Source organism: Kitasatospora sp. NPDC086009 (assembly GCF_044540385.1).
Classification (GTDB): Bacteria; Actinomycetota; Actinomycetes; order Streptomycetales; family Streptomycetaceae; genus Kitasatospora.
In genome coordinates this window covers 152,782-170,210 of sequence record NZ_JBITSA010000012.1, presented here as the reverse complement: position 1 = coordinate 170,210, position 17,429 = coordinate 152,782, and the positions used below count along the sequence as shown (strand labels likewise).

At 73.2% G+C, this 17,429-nt stretch carries 15 protein-coding genes; 11 read left to right on the top strand and 4 right to left on the bottom strand.

Features of this window, described 5'->3' with window-relative positions:
* Positions 1–191 precede the first annotated feature (191 nt).
* The gene (locus tag ACIF6L_RS25775) at positions 192–1,400 is read right to left on the bottom strand and encodes an MFS transporter (RefSeq protein ID WP_396488804.1); all 1,209 of its coding nucleotides are present in this window, start codon (positions 1,398–1,400) and stop codon (positions 192–194) included.
* A gap of 428 nt (positions 1,401–1,828) precedes the next feature.
* Between ACIF6L_RS25775 and ACIF6L_RS25770 the strand changes: the two genes are divergently transcribed.
* Complete coding sequence (locus ACIF6L_RS25770) at positions 1,829–3,175, top strand: dicarboxylate/amino acid:cation symporter (protein WP_396488802.1); 1,347 nt, start codon at positions 1,829–1,831, stop codon at positions 3,173–3,175.
* 110 nt (positions 3,176–3,285) lie between these two features.
* Here ACIF6L_RS25770 and ACIF6L_RS25765 read toward each other — a convergent pair whose 3' ends face one another.
* Complete coding sequence (locus ACIF6L_RS25765) at positions 3,286–5,034, bottom strand: DUF1906 domain-containing protein (protein ID WP_396492588.1); 1,749 nt, start codon at positions 5,032–5,034, stop codon at positions 3,286–3,288.
* Positions 5,035–5,653: 619 nt separating this feature from the next.
* The gene (locus ACIF6L_RS25760; RefSeq protein WP_057227626.1) at positions 5,654–5,857 is read right to left on the bottom strand and encodes a cold-shock protein; all 204 of its coding nucleotides are present in this window, start codon (positions 5,855–5,857) and stop codon (positions 5,654–5,656) included.
* 322 nt (positions 5,858–6,179) lie between these two features.
* On the opposite strand from ACIF6L_RS25760, the gene ACIF6L_RS25755 reads away from it, so the two are divergent.
* From ACIF6L_RS25755 to ACIF6L_RS25720, 8 genes are all read left to right on the top strand, one after another.
* Positions 6,180–7,079 (top strand): menaquinone biosynthesis protein, encoded by a 900-nt coding sequence (locus tag ACIF6L_RS25755; protein ID WP_359836694.1) that lies wholly within the window; start codon positions 6,180–6,182, stop codon positions 7,077–7,079.
* Between the two features lie 160 nt (positions 7,080–7,239).
* Positions 7,240–8,949 (top strand): serine/threonine-protein kinase, encoded by a 1,710-nt coding sequence (locus tag ACIF6L_RS25750; protein WP_396488799.1) that lies wholly within the window; start codon positions 7,240–7,242, stop codon positions 8,947–8,949.
* Between the two features lie 92 nt (positions 8,950–9,041).
* Positions 9,042–10,265: a cyclic dehypoxanthinyl futalosine synthase gene (gene mqnC, locus ACIF6L_RS25745; RefSeq protein WP_329489229.1), complete on the top strand. Its 1,224-nt coding sequence runs from the start codon at positions 9,042–9,044 to the stop codon at positions 10,263–10,265.
* 63 nt (positions 10,266–10,328) lie between these two features.
* Complete coding sequence (locus ACIF6L_RS25740; protein ID WP_396488797.1) at positions 10,329–11,003, top strand: imidazolonepropionase-like domain-containing protein; 675 nt, start codon at positions 10,329–10,331, stop codon at positions 11,001–11,003.
* Positions 11,004–11,234: 231 nt separating this feature from the next.
* Positions 11,235–11,822 (top strand): hypothetical protein, encoded by a 588-nt coding sequence (locus tag ACIF6L_RS25735; protein ID WP_329489231.1) that lies wholly within the window; start codon positions 11,235–11,237, stop codon positions 11,820–11,822.
* A 122-nt stretch (positions 11,823–11,944) separates the two neighbouring features.
* Entirely contained in the window at positions 11,945–12,640 is a 696-nt protein-coding gene (locus ACIF6L_RS25730) for a demethylmenaquinone methyltransferase (RefSeq protein ID WP_329489232.1), read from the top strand.
* 134 nt (positions 12,641–12,774) lie between these two features.
* On the top strand, positions 12,775–13,092 hold the full coding sequence (locus ACIF6L_RS25725) for a hypothetical protein (protein ID WP_396488795.1): 318 nt from the start codon (positions 12,775–12,777) through the stop codon (positions 13,090–13,092).
* Between the two features lie 40 nt (positions 13,093–13,132).
* Positions 13,133–14,422 (top strand): geranylgeranyl reductase family protein, encoded by a 1,290-nt coding sequence (locus tag ACIF6L_RS25720; RefSeq protein WP_329492213.1) that lies wholly within the window; start codon positions 13,133–13,135, stop codon positions 14,420–14,422.
* Between the two features lie 84 nt (positions 14,423–14,506).
* Here the strand turns inward: ACIF6L_RS25720 and ACIF6L_RS25715 are convergent, their stop codons facing one another.
* Positions 14,507–15,214, bottom strand: a complete 708-nt coding sequence (locus tag ACIF6L_RS25715; RefSeq protein ID WP_329489233.1) for a peptidylprolyl isomerase — start codon at positions 15,212–15,214, stop codon at positions 14,507–14,509.
* Positions 15,215–15,485: 271 nt separating this feature from the next.
* Here ACIF6L_RS25715 and ACIF6L_RS25710 point away from each other — a divergent pair, with 271 nt between their 5' ends.
* Together ACIF6L_RS25710 and ACIF6L_RS25705 are read left to right on the top strand one after the other, a co-directional pair.
* Positions 15,486–16,415 (top strand): DMT family transporter, encoded by a 930-nt coding sequence (locus ACIF6L_RS25710; protein WP_396488793.1) that lies wholly within the window; start codon positions 15,486–15,488, stop codon positions 16,413–16,415.
* A 549-nt stretch (positions 16,416–16,964) separates the two neighbouring features.
* The gene (locus ACIF6L_RS25705) at positions 16,965–17,324 is read left to right on the top strand and encodes an NADH-quinone oxidoreductase subunit A (RefSeq protein WP_014137597.1); all 360 of its coding nucleotides are present in this window, start codon (positions 16,965–16,967) and stop codon (positions 17,322–17,324) included.
* The last annotated feature ends 105 nt before the right edge of the window (positions 17,325–17,429 follow it).

Here is a 17,429-nt window from a genome sequence, read left to right as displayed (position 1 = left end):
GCGCCGCAGCGGCGGGCGAATGAGCCGACGATGAGATTCCGGCGTGCGGACGCTCCGATCAACGGTCTGATCACCGACACCCCTGCCGGTCGGGACGGAGTTCGCCGGCCGGACCCCGTCGACGGTCAGTGACCGCGCCCGTCGGCCAGACCACCCGGTCCGACGGGCGCGGTCACGTATGAGGGGTGGGTTCAGCCCACCGGTACCGGCTGCGCCACCGGGGCCGCCGGCAGCGGCTGGAACCAGCGGCGGGCGCCGAACAGCAGCAGCCCGCCCAGGCCGATCCCGCCGGCCGCGCAGAGCGCCACCGGGCGCAGCGAGTCCTCGGCGAGGTTGCCGGAGACGGCGTAGCCGAGCGAGTTGCCGGTCGCGAACAGCGTCACCAGCCAGGCGAACGCCTCGGTCACCGTGCCCACCGGGGCCAGCTCGGCGACCAGGACGAACGCGGCCGCCAGCAGCGGGGCCAGCCCGATCCCGGACAGGAAGGCCAGCGCGGCCATCGCGTACGGCCCGGGCAGCAGCACCAGCGGGAGGTAGGAGACGGCCATCCCGAGCGCCATCACCCAGGTGCGGGTCGCCGTTCCGCTGCGCCAGCGCACCGCCCCGTACCCGAGCGCGCCGAGCAGTCCGCCCAGCGCGGCCAGCGCCAGCAGCGTTCCCGCGCCGCCCGGCAGGCCGCCCTCGTGCGCCTCCGCGTAGGCGATGAACAGCACGTTCTGGGCACCGACCGCCCAGCCGGCGCCGGCCAGGCCGATCAGCAGCAGTACCAGGCCGGGCGAGCGGAGCGGCCCGAGCAGACCGGCCGAGTGCGCGCGCGGCGGTGCCTGCCACGCCCGGGCCGGTCCGGCGGTGGCCACCACCAGGGCCCCGGCCAGCCCCAGCCCGGCCGCCACCCAGAGCGCCGCGACCGGGCTGAAGGCCCCGGCGATCCCGGCCACCGCGAGCGGGCCGGCCACGTAGAGGATCTGCTGCGAGGCGGAGTCGAAGGCGTACGCGGTGTCGAGCTGCTCCTCGGCGACGACATCCGGCCAGAGCGAGCGCAGGCAGGGTTCGAGCGGCGGCATGGCCAGTCCGGCGATCGCGGCGCCGACCGGTGCGGCCAGCGCCGAGCCCGGCGCGAGTGCCAGGAGCGCGTACCCGCCGCCCGCGACCACGGCGGAGGCGAGCAGCACCCGCGGCTGGCCGGTGCGGTCCACGATCCGGCCGAGGACCGGCCCGCCCACGGCGGCCGAGATCGCGTAGGCGGCGGTGGCCAGCCCGATCCGGCTGTAGGGGGTGCCGGCCTCGCGCAGGGCCAGCGCGATCACCAGGGCGGTCATACCGGCGGGGAGGCGGCCGAGCAGGGTGCCGAGGAGCAGACGGCTGACGTGCGGGGCGCGGAGCAGGGCGACATAGCCCATGGACGGTTCTCCGGGTCGGGGCAGGGGAGGGCGGGGACTCTCTCCAAGTTATACGTATAACTGCTGAGCGGTCAATCGGACCCCTGGCGTGATCTGATGGTGCGTCAGCCTCGTTCGTGTCCGGATTTACCCTTGCGCGGGTCACATCTCAAACAAGTACTTTGAACATCTCAAACCTTTACTGCTAACGTATCGGCCATGACCACCTCAGGAGCAGCGCGGATGTACGGCTCGGGCCCGGTGCCCACGGCCGCCCGCGCGTGCTGCCTGACGGGTGCTGTGGACAGCGCGCGCCGTTGTCGTGCCATGAGCTGTATCCAGGCGGCACGCCCCTGACGGGGCCGCGTCCTCCCGTCCGGCCCACCCGCCGTGCCGCCTTCCCCGCCTCACCCCACCGTCAGCAACGCCCTCCCCGGAGCCGCACCGTCATGTCCACAGCGCCCGAGGCGACCTCGTCGCCGTCCGTGCTCGCCAGAATCCGCAAGACCCCGTTCTGGGTCCAGATCGTCGCCGGCCTCGTGCTCGGCGTCGGCCTCGGCTACCTGGCCCGCGCGGCCGACATCTCCTGGCTGGCCACCACCCTGGAGACGATCGGCAAGATCTTCGTCCAGCTGCTGAAGCTGGCCGTCCCGCCGCTGGTCTTCACCGCGATCGTGGTGTCGGTCGCCAACCTGCGCAACGTCACCAACGCGGCCCGGCTGGCCGCCCGGACGCTGCTCTGGTTCCTGATCACCTCGCTGATCGCCGTCGCGATCGGCCTCGGCCTGGGCCTGCTGACCAACCCGGGCCACGGCACCGACCTGAAGACCGAGGGCCTGAAGGCGCCGAAGTCCACCGGTAGCTGGATCGACTTCCTGACCGGCATCTTCCCGACCAACATCGTCACCGCCTTCACCGAGGTCGAGGTCCTGCAGATCGTCTTCCTGGCGGTCGTGACCGGCGCGGCGATCATCAAGCTGGGCAAGAAGGCCGAGCCCGTCCTCAAGCTCAGCGAGTCCGTCCTGGAGCTCGTGCAGACCGCCCTCTGGTGGGTCATCCGGCTCTCGCCGCTCGGCACCCTCGGCCTGATCGGCAAGTCCGTCGCCAAGTACGGCTGGGACCTGCTGAAGCCCTTCGCCACGCTGACCATCGACGTCTACGTCGGCTGCGCCCTGGTGCTGTTCGTGGTCTACTCCCTGCTGCTGAAGTTCGTCGGCGGCCTCAACCCGCTGAACTTCTTCAAGGGCGCCTGGCCGGCCATCCAGCTGGCCTTCGTCTCCCGCTCCTCGGTCGGCACCCTGCCGGTCACCCGCCGCGTCACCGAGCGCCTCGGCGTCCCGAGCGAGTACGCCTCGTTCGCCGTGCCGTTCGGCGCGACCACCAAGATGGACGGCTGCGCCGCGATCTACCCCTCGCTGGCCGCGATCTTCGTCGCCCAGGTCTACGGCATCGACCTCGGCATCAAGGACTACCTGCTGATCGCCTTCGTCTCGGTCATCGGCTCGGCCGCCACCGCGGGCCTCACCGGCGCGATCGTGATGCTGACCCTGACCCTCTCCACCCTGGGCCTGCCCCTGGAGGGCGTCGGCCTCCTCCTCGCCATCGACCCGATCCTCGATATGGTCCGCACGGCGACGAACGTCGCCGGTCAAGCGGTCGTGCCGGTCCTGGTGGCGGCCCGGGAGAAGACGCTGGACCTGGTCGCCTACAACAACCCGCACGGTGACCTGTACGACGACGCCCCCGCGGCGACCGTTCCGGCGCAGGCCTCCGCGAAGGCCCCCGCCGCGGCCTGACAGCCGCGCCCGCAGCACCACAGGCCCTCTCCCCACGCCGGGAGAGGGCCCGTTGCCGTCGGTTCAGCGGGCGGACGGCCCGGCGGCCCGCCCGGGCGACGGCCGCCGGTTCACCAGCGGCCGGTGAGCGGGGTGTCGGTGGCCTCGCCGAAGCGGAGGCTGTAGAGCGGAGCGCCGGAGTCCTGGAACGCGCCGTAGAAGCTCGCCGCGCCCGGCCGGTAGATGCCGACCTTGTCCGTCCCGCTGCCGTTCCAGTCGCCCTTGACCGGGATGTCGCCGGTGTCGCCGAACAGGACCGTGTGGTCGACGCCGATCGACGTGTTGGAGTCGCTCAGGTAGAACCCGTGCGTGCTCGGCCGGAAGATGCCGATGGTGTCCTTGCCGTCGCCGTTCCAGTCGCCCACCATCGGGACGTCGCCGGTGTCGCCGAACGGGACCGAGAAGGTGACGTTGGCGTTGTCGTTGGTCAGGTAGAACGCCCGGTCGCCCGGCCGGTAGATGCCGATGGTGTCCTTGCCGTCGCCGTTCCAGTCCCCGACCAGCGGGATGTCGCCGGTGTCGCCGAACGGGACCGAGAAGGTGACGTTGGCGTTGTCGTTGGTCAGGTAGAACGCCCGGTCGCCCGGCCGGTAGATGCCGATGGTGTCCCGGCCCGGCCCGCTCCAGTGCCCGGTGAGCGGGATGTCGTTCGCCGAGCCGAACGGCGCGGCGTGGGTGAGGTTGCCGACGCTGTCGGCCAGCGCGAAGGTCTGGCTCGCGGGGCGGTAGATGCCGGTCTGGGTGGGCTTGCCGGTCGGCCTGGTGGTGACCTGGACGTCGAGGTAGTCCCGGTCGATGCCGATCGTGACGCCGCCCCAGGTCTCGGTGGCGTTGCCGTCGTACTGGTGGGCCCGCTGGTGCCCGGCCCAGGCGGTGCTCGGGAGCGCCGGGTCGGCGGTGTCCGCGACACCGTTCCAGCGCGCGGTGAACAGCGCGTCGGGCATGGCGTAGCCCTTGCCGCTCGCGGCCGTGGCGACCAGGTCCGCCATGCCGGTGGCGGCACTGCTGTAGAGGCCCGAGTTGTAGCCCAGCGCGTGGAGTTCGGTCGTCCAGGCGGAGAGGAACGGCTGGACCACCCCGGAGTAGGCCGCGACGTTGTAGGACTCCATGTCGTAGTACAGGACGCTCCCGGGGCCGAGCCCGAGGGCGGCGGCCTGCGCCACGGCGTCGTCGGCCGCGGCGGTGCCCTGCGCGGCCGGCGAGGTGATCCGCGATGCCTGGGCACCGACGTACACCGGCAGGAAGCGCCAGCCGGCGGTGTACTGCTGCTGCATCCAGGCGGCCGTCAGGTTGGGCTGGGCGCAGGCCCGGGCCGCTCCGCCGATGTAGATGCCGACGGCTTGGTAGGGCGAGTCGGCGCGCCAGGCGCTCATCGCGGCGGAGTCGGGTGCGGTGCAGGCGTCGAAGCCCTTGCCGGTGTACCTGGTCGCGTCGGCCGGCAGCGCGGGCGCGGCGGCCGTGGTCGCGGCGGCGGACCCGGTGGCGGGCGCTCCCGCGGCCGGCGCCGCGGCGGCCGGGCCCGGCTTCCGCGCCGGGCCGGCCGAGAACCCGGCCGAGGCGAGGATCGTCCGGACCAGCGCCTGGTCGTCGCCGTACACGCCGGTGGCCGTGACGCCCGGGGCGGTGGCGCGGACCTCGCGGTCGATCTCCGACACGGTCGTGGCGGACGGGGCGCCCTCGGCGCCGGGCTCCAGGAGCAGCGCCTCGGTCCGGCCCACCAGGTGGGCGGGGCAGTCCTGCCGGGCCCCCGGCGTGCCGAGGTAGACGGCGTGCTGGTCGAAGCGCACGCAGGCCGTCGGATCGGCCGTCAGGTCGGTCACGGGCCAGTCGGCCGGCACCGTGAACGTGTGTCCGAGGTAGGAGACGTTCTTGCCGGGGGCCGGCGAGGTGCCGGGCGCGGCCTGCGCCGGTCCCAGAGCCGCGACGGACAGGACCGCCGTCGCGCCGAGGGCGGTGAGTATTCGGCGGCGAGCGCCGGAATGCGTGGTGATGACGTTCTCCCTGGGGAAACGGCCCCGGCGGTGCCGGGGCTCACGGCTGTGCCGCGCGCCCGGGCACCGGTGACCGGGCCGGGAGGCGGCAGCACAGCATAGGGATCACGTCTGACAGTCCGACAACACCTTTACGTTCCAGGCGGTGTCGTCGCGAGTGGTGCCGGTCGGGCACCGGAGCCCGCCGTCCCGGGGCGGGCCGTCGGTCACGCCGTCGACCGGCGGCGGAACGGGGGCGGGCCGGGCCGGGAGAGGGTCGGAGGGGTCCGCGGCCGCCGGGAGTGGGCACCTGTGCGTGGTTCCGCGAGACCGGCGCCGGGCCGGGAAAGGCAGGGGGCCCGGCAGCTGGCCGGGCCCCCTTGGGTACTGCTCTTGTGCTCATGATGACGGCCGCGGGGGCCGTCTGCGGACCCGAGGGGTCCCGAGCGATCAGGTCATCAGAGGATGATCAGATAGCGGTAACGTTCTCCGCCTGCGGGCCCTTCGGACCCTGGGTGACGTCGAAGCTGACCGCCTGGTTCTCCTCCAGCGAGCGGAAACCGTTCGCGTTGATGGCGGAGTAGTGGACGAAGACGTCGGGGCCGCCGCCCTCCTGGGCGATGAAGCCGAAGCCCTTCTCAGCGTTGAACCACTTGACGGTTCCCTGAGCCATGCCGTTCTCCTTGCGAGGGACGTATTGGGGGCCACACCGTGTGGCACCCGGTCCGCTGCGCTGATCGCCCTGCCTCCGGACGGGTCCGGAGTTTTTCGATATTGCTGAAAAACTACAAAAAGCCTGCGGTTACATGCTCCGCAGGCTTCAAGTACTGCAAGGGGAATCAAACTGCAACTGAGGGCAACGCTAGCATGCGGTCGCGGTGACGACCAGGGGTGACTTACGGGCCGGACAGGGCGTGTCGCAAGGCCGGTGCGGGGCTTCCGGAAGGGCGGGCATACCCTGCCTGGAGGCCCACGAACAGCAAGGGAGCGGCGCAGTGGCGGTACCGGATGCGGAAACGCACGAGCCCCGGCAGAACCCCCCGGTCAGGCCGCGGGTCGGACACATTCAGTTCCTGAACTGCGTACCCCTCTACTGGGGGCTGGCCAGGACGGGCAATCTGCTCGATCTCGACCTCACCAAGGACACTCCGGAGAAGCTCAGCGACCAGTTGGTCGGCGGCTCCCTCGACATCGGCCCGATCACCTGCGTCGAGTACCTGCGGCACGCGGACGAGCTGCTGGTGCTGCCCGACATCGCGGTCGGCAGCGACGGACCGGTGATGTCCTGCGTGATCGTCAGCAAGGTCCCGCTGGCCGAGCTCGACGGCCGCCGGGTCGCCCTCGGCTCCACCAGCCGGACGTCGGTGCGGCTGGCCCGGCTGCTGCTGGAGGAGCGCGAGGGGGTGCGGCCGGAGTACTTCAGCTGCCCGCCCGACCTGGACGCGATGCTCGCCGAGGCCGACGCCGCCGTGCTGATCGGCGACCCGGCGCTGCGGGCCTACCTGGGACAGGCGGCCGACCAGGGCCTGACCGTGCACGACCTCGGCGCGATGTGGAAGGAGTGGACCGGTCTCCCCTTCGTCTTCGCCGTCTGGGCCGCCCGCCGCGACTTCGCCGACCGCAGCCCCGAGCTGACGGCGGCGGTGCACCGGGCCTTCCTGGAGTCCCGCGACCTCTCACTGGTCGAGGCCGGCGCGGTGGCCGAGCACGCGGCCCGCTGGGAGGAGTTCGACGCCGGGGTGCTGGAGCGCTACTTCAGCGAGGCGCTGGACTTCTCGCTCGGCGAGCGGCAGCTGGCCGGCATGGCCGAGTTCGCCCGCCGGGTCGCCCCGGACAGCGGCTTCGCCCCGGACGTCACGGTCCGGCTGCTGGAGCCGGCACCGGCGGTGGTCTGACCCCGCCGGGAGGTCCGACCGCGGGGGAAGGGGTGCACCGGTCCTTCCGCGCCACCCCTCCCGCCCCGCGCGGCCCGGTAGCGTCTGCACGCGAGATCCGTGCGGTCGGCGGTGCCTGGAGGGCGCCGGCGACGCCGGGCGGTCGAGGGGAGCGTGCGGGATGCAGGCACTGGGGGCGGACGACCCGCGACAGGTCGGCGGGTACCGGCTGCTGCGGCGCCTCGGCGCGGGCGGGATGGGCCGGGTCTACCTCGGCCGGACGGCCGGCGGCCGCACGGTGGCCGTCAAGCTGGTCCGCGGCGAGCTCGCGGAGGACGCCGAGTTCCGGGCGCGGTTCCGGCAGGAGGTCGCTGCCGCCCGCCGGGTCGGCGGTGCCTGGACGGCGCCCGTGCTGGACGCCGACACCGAGGGCGAGCACCCCTGGGTGGCCACCGGCTACGTGGCCGGTCCCGCGCTCGGCACCGCCGTCCGGGACTTCGGCCCGCTGCCCGAACAGGCCGTACGGACCCTCGGCGTCGGGCTCGCCGAGGCGCTGGGCCATGTCCACGGCCTCGGACTGGTGCACCGGGACGTCAAGCCCTCCAACGTCCTGCTGACGCTGGACGGGCCGCGTCTGATCGACTTCGGCATCGCCCGCGCGCTGGACGCGACCAGCGGCTTCACGCAGTCCGGCTACGTGGTCGGCTCGCCCGGCTTCATGTCGCCCGAACAGGCGAACGGGCAGCCGGCCGGGCCGCCGAGCGACGTCTTCTCGCTGGGCGCGGTGCTGGCCTTCGCGGCCACCGGGGTGCAGCCCTTCGGCGAGGGGGTGAGCGTGGCGGTGCTGCTCTACCGGGTGCTGCACGAGGAGCCGGACCTCTCCGGGCTGGCCGGGCCGCTGCGCCCGATCGTGCTGGACTGCCTGGCCAAGGACCCGGCCGCCCGCCCGGCCCCGTGGCAGCTCCGGGAGCGGCTGGACGCCGACGGCGCGGCCACCGTACGACTCGGGCGGGGCGGCTGGCTGCCGCCCGCGCTGGCGGCGGGGGTCGGCCGCAGCGCGGTCGAACTGCTCGACCTGGAGGGGGAGGTGGAGGCCGGGGGAGCCGGCGCCCCGCGGCGCCCGGCCGCGGCGCCGGACCTGCCGGGCGGCCGGACCCCGACCGACCGGGTGCCGCTCGGCGGCGGCCCGGTCGGTCACCCGCCGGTCGGCCACGGGTCGTACGACGATCCGCCCCGCGACGCCGTGCCGCAGGACCGGGCGCCGACCGGGCCGGAGCGGCCGGGGCACCGGGTGCGGAACGCGGCGCTGGTCGCGGTGGCCGTCCTCCTGGTGCTCTCGGCCGGCGGCTACGGCGCCTACCGGGGCTTCCGGGGCGAGGCGGCGGTGGAGCACCCGCCCACCGACGGGCCGACGGTCACGTCCTCGTTCAGCTGGTCGGCCAGTTCGACCTCCACCACCTCCTCGTCCACGACCTCCTCCTCCACCACGCTGCCGCCCGGCCCGGTGCCGCCGGGCACCGGCGGCCCGAGCGTCGTGCCGGCCGGCTTCCTCGGCACCTGGCGCGGGGAGATGACCACCGACAAGGGGCTGCCCGCCGGTACCACCACGCTGGTGATCGGCCCGGCCGCGGTCGGGCAGGAGAACACCACCAGCCGCAACGCCGTCACCGGGCTGATCTCGGTCAGCTGCGAGGGCGCCTGGACGCTGGACTCGGCGTCCGAGGGGAAGCTGGTGTTCACCTCCCGGCTGGTCCGCTCCTCGCTGCCGGGGGCGTGCAGCGGCGGCTCCAACGCGGAGACGCTCACCCTGCAGAAGGACGGCACGATCCGGTTCTCCTCCGCCGATCCGGCGGCCGGGAACCCGACCGGGACGATGCGGAAAGCGGCCTGACGCCGACGCGCGAAAGCGCTGGCGTAGGCTGGTTCGGCCGTACCCGGAAGCACTGAAACGCACAGCAGTACCGAGAGAGAGAAGGCCGCCAGGTGTCCGAGCTCGCAGCGACCACCCTCGATGCGCCCAGCACCGACCTGCAGGCCGTGCTCGACCGGGCGGCCGGCGGTGGCCGGATCAGCCCGGAGGAGGCCCTGGAGCTGTACCGCTCGGCGCCCCTGCACGCGCTCGGCTCGGCGGCCGACGCGGTGCGCCGCCGCCGCTACGCCGGTACCGAGCACATCGCGACGTACATCATCGAGCGGAACATCAACTACACCAACGTCTGCGTGACGGCGTGCAAGTTCTGCGCCTTCTACGTGCCGCCGAAGAGCGACAAGGGCTGGTCCCGCGACCTCGACGAGATCCTGCGCCGCTGCGCGGAGACGGTCGAGCTGGGCGGCACCCAGATCATGTTCCAGGGCGGCCACCACCCGGACTACGGCGTGGAGTACTACGAGCGCGCCTTCGCGGCGATCAAGGCGGACTTCCCGCAGCTGGTGATCCACTCGCTGGGCGCGTCCGAGGTCGACCACATGGCCCGGCTGTCCGGGGTGTCGGTCGAGGAGGCCATCACCCGGATCCACAAGGCGGGCCTGGACTCCTTCGCGGGCGCGGGCGCCGAGCTGCTGCCGGCCCGGCCGCGCAAGGCGATCGCACCGCTCAAGGAGTCCGGCGAGCGCTGGCTGGAGATCATGGAGGCCGCGCACGGCCTGGGCGTGGAGTCCACCTCCACCATGCTGATGGGCACCGGCGAGACCAACGCCGAGCGGATCGAGCACCTGCGGATGATCCGCGACGTGCAGGACCGCACCGGCGGGTTCCGCGCCTTCATCCCGTACACCTACCAGCCGCAGAACAACCACCTCAAGGGCTCCACCCAGGCGACCGTCTTCGAGTACCTGCGGATGATCGCGATCGCCCGGCTGTTCCTCGACAACGTCGCGCACATCCAGGGCTCCTGGCTGACCACCGGCAAGGAGGCCGGCCAGCTGTCGCTGCACTACGGCGCGGACGACCTCGGCTCGGTCATGCTGGAGGAGAACGTGGTCTCGGCGGCCGGCGCCAAGCACCGGTCCAACCTCACCGAGCTGATCCACCTGATCCGGGCCGCCGACCGCGTCCCGGCCCAGCGCTCGACCACCTACGAGCACCTGCGGGTGCTGGACGACCCGGCCAACGACCCGGTCGACCCGCGGGTCGCCTCGCACATCGCCTCCACGGCGATCGCGGGCGGCACCGCGCACCCCGAGCTGAAGATCCTCGACAACGGCTGACGCCGGCGTCCGGGGCGCCCGCCGCAGGGGCGCCCCCGCCGGCCCCGCAACGGTGACCTCGCCATGCTGACGCTGCACCGGGCCGCCCTCGTGCTGCCCGACCCCGCCGACCCCACCGCCCCGTCCGTCGCCGACGGGGCGGTGCTGGTGCACGGCGAACTGATCGCCGCCCTGGGCCGCCACGCCGAGCTGGCCGCCGCCCACCCCCGGGTCCGGCTGCGCGACTGGGGCGACGCCCTGCTCACCCCCGGGCTGCGCAACCCGTACGGGCACTGGCTGCTGGAGAGCGCGTACCACCCGGACCCGCGCGAGGAGCTCGGGGACGCGCCGGTGCCCGGTGGACTGCTGGGGGAGGCCGACGAGGCGCGCTGCGGCGCGAGCGCCCGGCGCGGGCTGCAGCGGATGCTCGGCTCCGGGGTGACGGCGGTGGCCGGCCCGTTCGAGCGGGCCTCGGTGCGGACGGCGGTGGCCCGGTCCGGGCTGGCCGCGCTGCCCGGTCCGGCCGGTCCCCCCGGTGCGGAGGGGCCGCTGGACCCGCTCGCCGTGCTGCCGCTCGCGGCGGCGGTGCACGGGCGGCTGGCCGTGGGCGGGCGGGCCGACTTCGCGGTGTTCGCGCCGGTCGGCGCCGCCGGTGCGTCCGGTGCCGGTGCCTCCGACGGCGCTCGCGGGCCGGCCCCACGGCCGGCCGGCTGCCTGGCGACGGTCCTGGCCGGGCGGTTGGTGTACCGCCGACGCTGAGCCCCGGCTACTCGCGGGTAGCCGGACTCCTGTGCGACGTACGGACGTTCCTTCGTGTGCCGCCGAACTGCGGTGTCGGCCATATTGTCTGATTCACCCTTCGCCGTGACCTGAGGGCCCGCCAGCGGATACGATCCCGGCAGCTCAGTCCGTACCCTCACCACGCACCACCCGTCCCCGCGGGTGGCGGGGCCCCGTCCCAGGCCCCGAAGGCTAGCCAGGACAGGAACCATGCGATCCGCGACCGTCCCCCCGCCGCGCTTCCCGCGGTTGGGCCGTGGCTGGTACCTCACCGCCGTGCTCAGTGCCGTGCTGGCCGTCGGCATGTGCCTGCTCGGCTGGCGCCAGACCGAGCAGGCCGACCGGATCGGCGCGCACCCGGTGAGAGTGGACGGCGTCGTCACCCAGATGCCCTCCGGCGGCGGCTCCTACAGCACCGTCAGCTACCGGGCCGCCGGCCAGCAGCACACCGCCGCCGCGCTGCCGCTGGCGGACGGCGCCAAGGTCGGTGACGCGGTCTGCCTGGAGCACGCCGCCGACGACCCGGGCGCGGTCCGGATCTGCGGCGCCACCTACCCGCAGCCGGTCGGCGTCGGACTGGCCCGGTTCAGCGTGCCGGTGGCCGTCGTGCTCTTCCTGGTCTGCGTGCTGAGGATCCGCCGGCACCGCCGGGCGGTCGCCATCCGCAGCGGCACCGGGCGGTTCGCGACCACCGTCGCGCTGGCGACCGGCGCGCTGGCCGAGGGGATGCCCGCGATAACGCAGGGCAAGCGCTCGCGCCGCAGGCGGCGTTCGGGCGGGCGGCGCGGCCTGCACTGAGGCCGCGCGCCCTCCGGGGCACGCCCCGGCCGGGGCGGTGACGGGCCGCGCGGAGCGCCCGCGACGGGCGGGCGGCGTGCCCCCTTGCCGAACCCGCCGGTGGCAGGGTGAACAATGGGGACGTGACCCGAGCCTCTCTGGACAAGCAGCCGCACGAAGTCGCCGCCATGTTCGACGACGTCGCGGCCAAGTACGACCGCACCAACGACGTGCTTTCCCTCGGCCAGGCCCGTGCCTGGCGCCGGGCGGTGGCCGAGGCGGTGGCCGCCGGTCCGGGCGACGTCGTGCTCGACCTCGGGGCCGGTACCGGCACCTCCTCGCTGCCCTTCGCCGAGGCGGGCGCCACGGTCGTCCCGTGCGACTTCTCGGTCGGCATGCTCGCCGAGGGCAAGCGCCGCCACCCCGAACTGCCGCTCACCGCGGGGGACGCGACCAGGCTGCCGTTCGCCGACGGCACCTTCGACTCGGTGACGATCTCCTTCGCGCTGCGCAACGTGCAGGACACCGACGCGGCGCTGAGCGAGATGTTCCGGGTCACCAAGCCCGGCGGCAAGCTGGTGATCTGCGAGTTCTCGACGCCGACCTGGACGCCGCTGCGGACGGTCTACACCGAGTACCTGATGCGCGCGCTGCCGCCGGTGGCCACCGCGGTCAGCAGCAACCCGGACGCCTACGTCTACCTCGCCGAGTCCATCCGGGAGTGGCCGGACCAGCCGGAGCTGGCCGCGAAGCTCCAGGAGGCCGGCTGGTCCAAGGTCGCCTGGCGCAACCTGACCGGCGGGATCGTCGCCCTGCACCGGGCGTACAAGGTCTCCTAGGGCCCGGTCCGACGGTCCGCGCGCTGGTGCGGCGTGAACGGTCGGCCCGGCTACGGCCTGGGCCGCTCGATGGTGGTGGCCGGGCTCCGCATGGCTCGATCGGCACCTCCTTCGCCAGTGCCGTCATCGGTGCGGTGCTCGCGCGCACGGCGATCCCCTTCGGGCCGGCGCAGGTGCCCTCGCTCGGCGGCTTCCGGGCGACGTTCGCGATCGGTGCCGGGGCGGCGGCGCTCGGGGTGCTGGTCATCGCCTTCGTCCCGCGCCGGCGGCGGGAGGCGGCGCCGGTGGTGCTCACGGTGGTGCCGGACGGCGCCGGCGCGGACCGCGGGGACACCACCGGGGACACCACCGGGGTCGCCGCGCGCGGCGGACGCCGCGGACGCCGCCCTCGGACCCCGTCCCGGGGGCGGCAACTAGACTGCCGGGGTCAACGCCTCCGTCCCCAGCCGTAGCTCCAGGAGAGTGCCCACCGTGTCCGAGACCGCAGCCGACCTGACGAAGCCGGACAGCCCCGTGGAGAGCACCGCGGACGTCATCGTGGTCGGCGCGGGCCCGGCCGGCGCCACCACCGCGTACTACCTCGCCCAGGCCGGGCTGGACGTGCTGCTGCTGGAGAAGACGTCGTTCCCCCGCGAGAAGGTCTGCGGCGACGGTCTGACGCCCCGTGCCACCAAGCAGCTGGTCGACATGGGGATCGACGTGTCGACCGGGAACGGCTGGCTGCACAACAAGGGCCTGCGGATCATCGGCGGCGGGGTCCGGCTGGAGCTGGACTGGCCGGAGCTGTCCGCGTTCCCCGACTACGGGCTGGTCCGCAAGCGCGCCGACTTCGACGAGCTGCTCGCCCGTCAGGCGGAGAAGGCCGGCGCCCGGCTGTACGAGCGGTGCAACGTCAGCGGTCCGGTGCTCGACGACCGGACCGGCCGGATCGTCGGCGTCACCGCCCGGCTCGGCGACGAGAAGCGTGCGGTGACCTTCCGCGCCCCGCTGGTCGTCGCGGCCGACGGCAACTCCACCCGGCTCTCGCTGGCCATGGGCCTGCACCGCCGGGAGGACCGTCCGATGGGCGTCGCCTACCGGACGTACTTCAACTCCCCGCGCCACGACGACGACTACCTGGAGTCCTGGCTGGAGCTGTGGGACACCCGCGCCGGGGAGCGCAAGCTGCTGCCCGGCTACGGCTGGATCTTCGGCATGGGCGACGGCACGTCCAACGTCGGCCTCGGCATCCTCAACTCCTCGCCCGCCTTCGGCGAGCTGGACTGGCGCGACGTGCTCAAGGCCTGGTGCGCGAGCATGCCGGCGGAGTGGGGCTACACCCCCGAGAACATGACCGACCCGATCCGCGGCGCCGCCCTGCCGATGGCCTTCAACCGGCAGCCGCACTACACCCGCGGCCTGCTGCTGGTCGGTGACGCGGGCGGCATGGTCAACCCGTTCAACGGCGAGGGCATCGCCTATGCGATGGAATCCGGCCAGATCGCGGCCGGCGTCATCGTCCAGGCCAACGCCCGGGTGACGGAGGGCGGCCGCGAGCGCGCCCTCCAGGCGTACCCGCGCATCCTCAAGGACGTCTACGGCGGCTACTACACCCTCGGCCGCGCCTTCGTGAAGCTCATCGGCAACCCCAAGGTGATGCAGCTCGCCACCCAGCGCGGCCTGACCCACCCGATGCTGATGAAGTTCGTGCTCAAGATGCTGGCCAACCTGACGGACCCGCAGGGCGGCGACGCCATGGACCGCATCATCAACGGCCTCGCCCGGGTCGCCCCGAACGCCTGATCCGCCGCCGCCCGGAGCTCCGGGCGGCCCCGGGGGCGCTCCCGTACGGTTCCGGTGACGCCGGCCGCCGTACGGGAGCGGGGTTCAGCGGGCGCTGATCCGCACGTTCCGGAACTTCACCGGGAGGGTCGGGAAGCCGTCGCCGGGGCCGTTCTGGTCGTCCTCGCCGCCGGCCGCGATCTTCTGCAGGACGTCCAGGCCGGCGGTCACCCGGCCGAACGGGGTGTAGGCGGGGGAGAGCTTGGTGTCCTTCCAGACGATGAAGAACTGGCTGCCGTTGGTGTTCGGCCCGGCGTTGGCCATGGCCACGGTGCCGGCGGGGTAGGTGGCACCGGTGAGGTTCTCGTCGGGGAACGAGTAGCCCGGGCCGCCGCTGCCGGTGCCGGTCGGGTCGCCGCACTGCAGGACGAAGATCCGCTGGGTGGTGAGCCGGTGGCAGTGGCTCTTGTCGAAGTAGTCGTGCTCGGCGAGGAAGCGGAACGAGAACGTCGTGCAGGGCGCCTCGGCGGTCAGGGCCCGGAAGGTGATCGCGCCCTGGCCGGTCTTCAGGGTCGCCTGGTAGGGCTTGGCGGCCTTCTTGGCGTCGAAGACCGGGATGCCCTTGAAGTTGTCGGCGGGCACGGCCGGGGTGTACGCGCAGCCGGGGGCCGCGGGCGGGGCCGGCGCGGGGTCCGCCGCGGCGGTTCCGGTGGTCGCGGCCAGCAGGAGGACGGTGGCGGCGGCGGGCAGCGCCCAGTGCTTGCGCCTCATGTGACGGGCCTTCCGGGGGGTGGTGGACGGCTGGATTGTCATGGCGACATCATCCATGGTCGGGCGGGGATCCGGTAGACGTCGGGGGCCGGTGGTGGGCGGTGGGCGGCAGGGGCGGGTGGCGCCCCCGTCGCCGTGGGCGTCCGGATGGGAGGAGTGCGCCGAAAGCCGTTGATCGCGGGCGGGGCGGTGCGCGAGGATGGCGGACCTTGGCGCGGGTCCGTCCGAGCGGGCCCGCGGTGCTCCGAGATCCGTCCGACGTCGTACGGGAGTCTCCTCGTCCGCCCCGTTCGCCTTCGGAGAGGTCCCGCCCATGCGCCCGTCACCCGCCCTGCTCCGTGATGTACCCGTGCTGCTGGTGGCGGTGGTGTGGGGGTCGAGCTTCCTCGCGGTGCAGCAGGTGGCCGGGCCGGGGACGGTGGTGGCGATGCTGGTGCTGCGCTTCGGGCTGGTGCTGCCGCTGCTGGGGGTCCTCGCCCGGCGGGCGCTGCGGGGGATGGGCCGGGCCGAATGGCTGGGCGGGGCGGTGCTGGGCCTGGTGCTCGGCGGGGTCTTCCTGCTGGAGACCTACGGCGCGGTGCACACCTCCGCGACCAACGCCGGGCTGATCATCAGCCTCACGATGGTGTTCACCCCGCTCGCGGAGAGCGCGCTCACCCGGAAGCCGTTGCCGCGGGCCTTCCTCGCGGCGGCCGGCCTGGCCGTGCTGGGCGTCGCCCTGCTCACCGGCGGTGGCGGGCTGAAGGCGCCCACCTCCGGCGACCTGCTGGTGCTCGGCGCCGCCGTGGTGCGGACGGCGCACGTGCTGGCGATGTCCCGGGTCCGGGCCATCCGGGACACCGACAACCTGGGTCTCACCTGGGTCCAACTCGCCACCGCCACGGTGGTGTTCGCCCTCGCCGCGCCGTTCGCCGGGCCGCTGCCGTGGACCGTCGCCGCCTCGTACGGGCCGACCGAGTGGGCCTGGCTGCTGCATCTGGCGCTGCTCTGCACACTGTTCGCCTTCCTGGTGCAGATGTGGGCGGTCCGGGCCACCTCGCCGTCCCGGGTCAGCCTGCTGCTCGGCACCGAGCCGCTCTGGGCCGCCGTCTTCGGGATCGCCCTGGCCGGCAACCACTTGGGCCCGGTGGCGCTGGCCGGGGGCGCGATCGTCCTGGTCGCCACCGAGTGGGGGCGCCGCACCGCCACCGGCGCCGCCCGGCCCGAACCCCGGCCGGTGGAGCCGGCCCCGGCGTCGGTCTGACCGACCGCCCGCGACCGCCCGCCGTCACAGCCCTGTGTGACGGCCCTGGGCGGCAGCCCTGTGCGACGACCCTGAGCGGCAGTTCGTCGAGCCTTGGTCCCGGGTCGTGGAAACGGACGCTCGCGCGCTTGTGAACGAAGGGTCAAGCGGGCGTTCGGAGCCCCGCCACCCCTGCGGGTGAGACGCCATAACACGTCAACATGACGCCCGGAAATTTGCTCTGGGCGCTGCGTAGTTGATATAGGAGCGAAGCTCTGACCTGCCAGTTCGCAGATAAATGCGACTTGTTGTGACCATTTGACTGCTTTGCGTCGACAACTCTGGTCATGTTCACTTTCGGCAGCATTCCAGGGGTGGCGTAGATCACAAAGATCGCCCTGAACTGCGTGTCGCAGATCACAAGCCGACGGGCATAGGATGCGCTCGTTCCAGGCTTTGTGAACTGCCTCACATGGGGTGGATCTCGGGAACTGGAACGCGGGCCACCACAGCGTGACCCGGCGGTTCCGATCTGCAGTCAAGGACGACTGGACGGAGGGAGCGGGGGCTATGAATGCCTACGCGCCGATCCTCGTACTCGGTGCCATCGCGGCGGCGTTCGCGGTCGGCTCCGTCGTGATGGCCTCACTGACCGGGCCCAAGCGGTACAACCGGGCCAAGTTGGAGGCGTACGAGTGCGGCATCGAGCCGACCCCGCAGCCCGTGGGCGGCGGTCGGTTCCCGATCAAGTACTACCTGACGGCGATGCTCTTCATCGTCTTCGACATCGAGATCGTCTTCCTTTATCCGTGGGCGGTGAGCTTCGACGCCCTGGGGATCTTCGGGCTGGTCGAGATGCTCCTGTTCATCGCCACCGTCTTCGTCGCGTACGCCTACGTCTGGCGCCGCGGCGGTCTGGAGTGGGACTGAGGGCGGGGCGGCCGCTGACTTTGTGAACGGGCGGACAAGCCCGGGCGCGTGCAGAGGCCCGAACCAGCGTACGGACCACCGGACTTGAGGGCACTGAGGGCATTG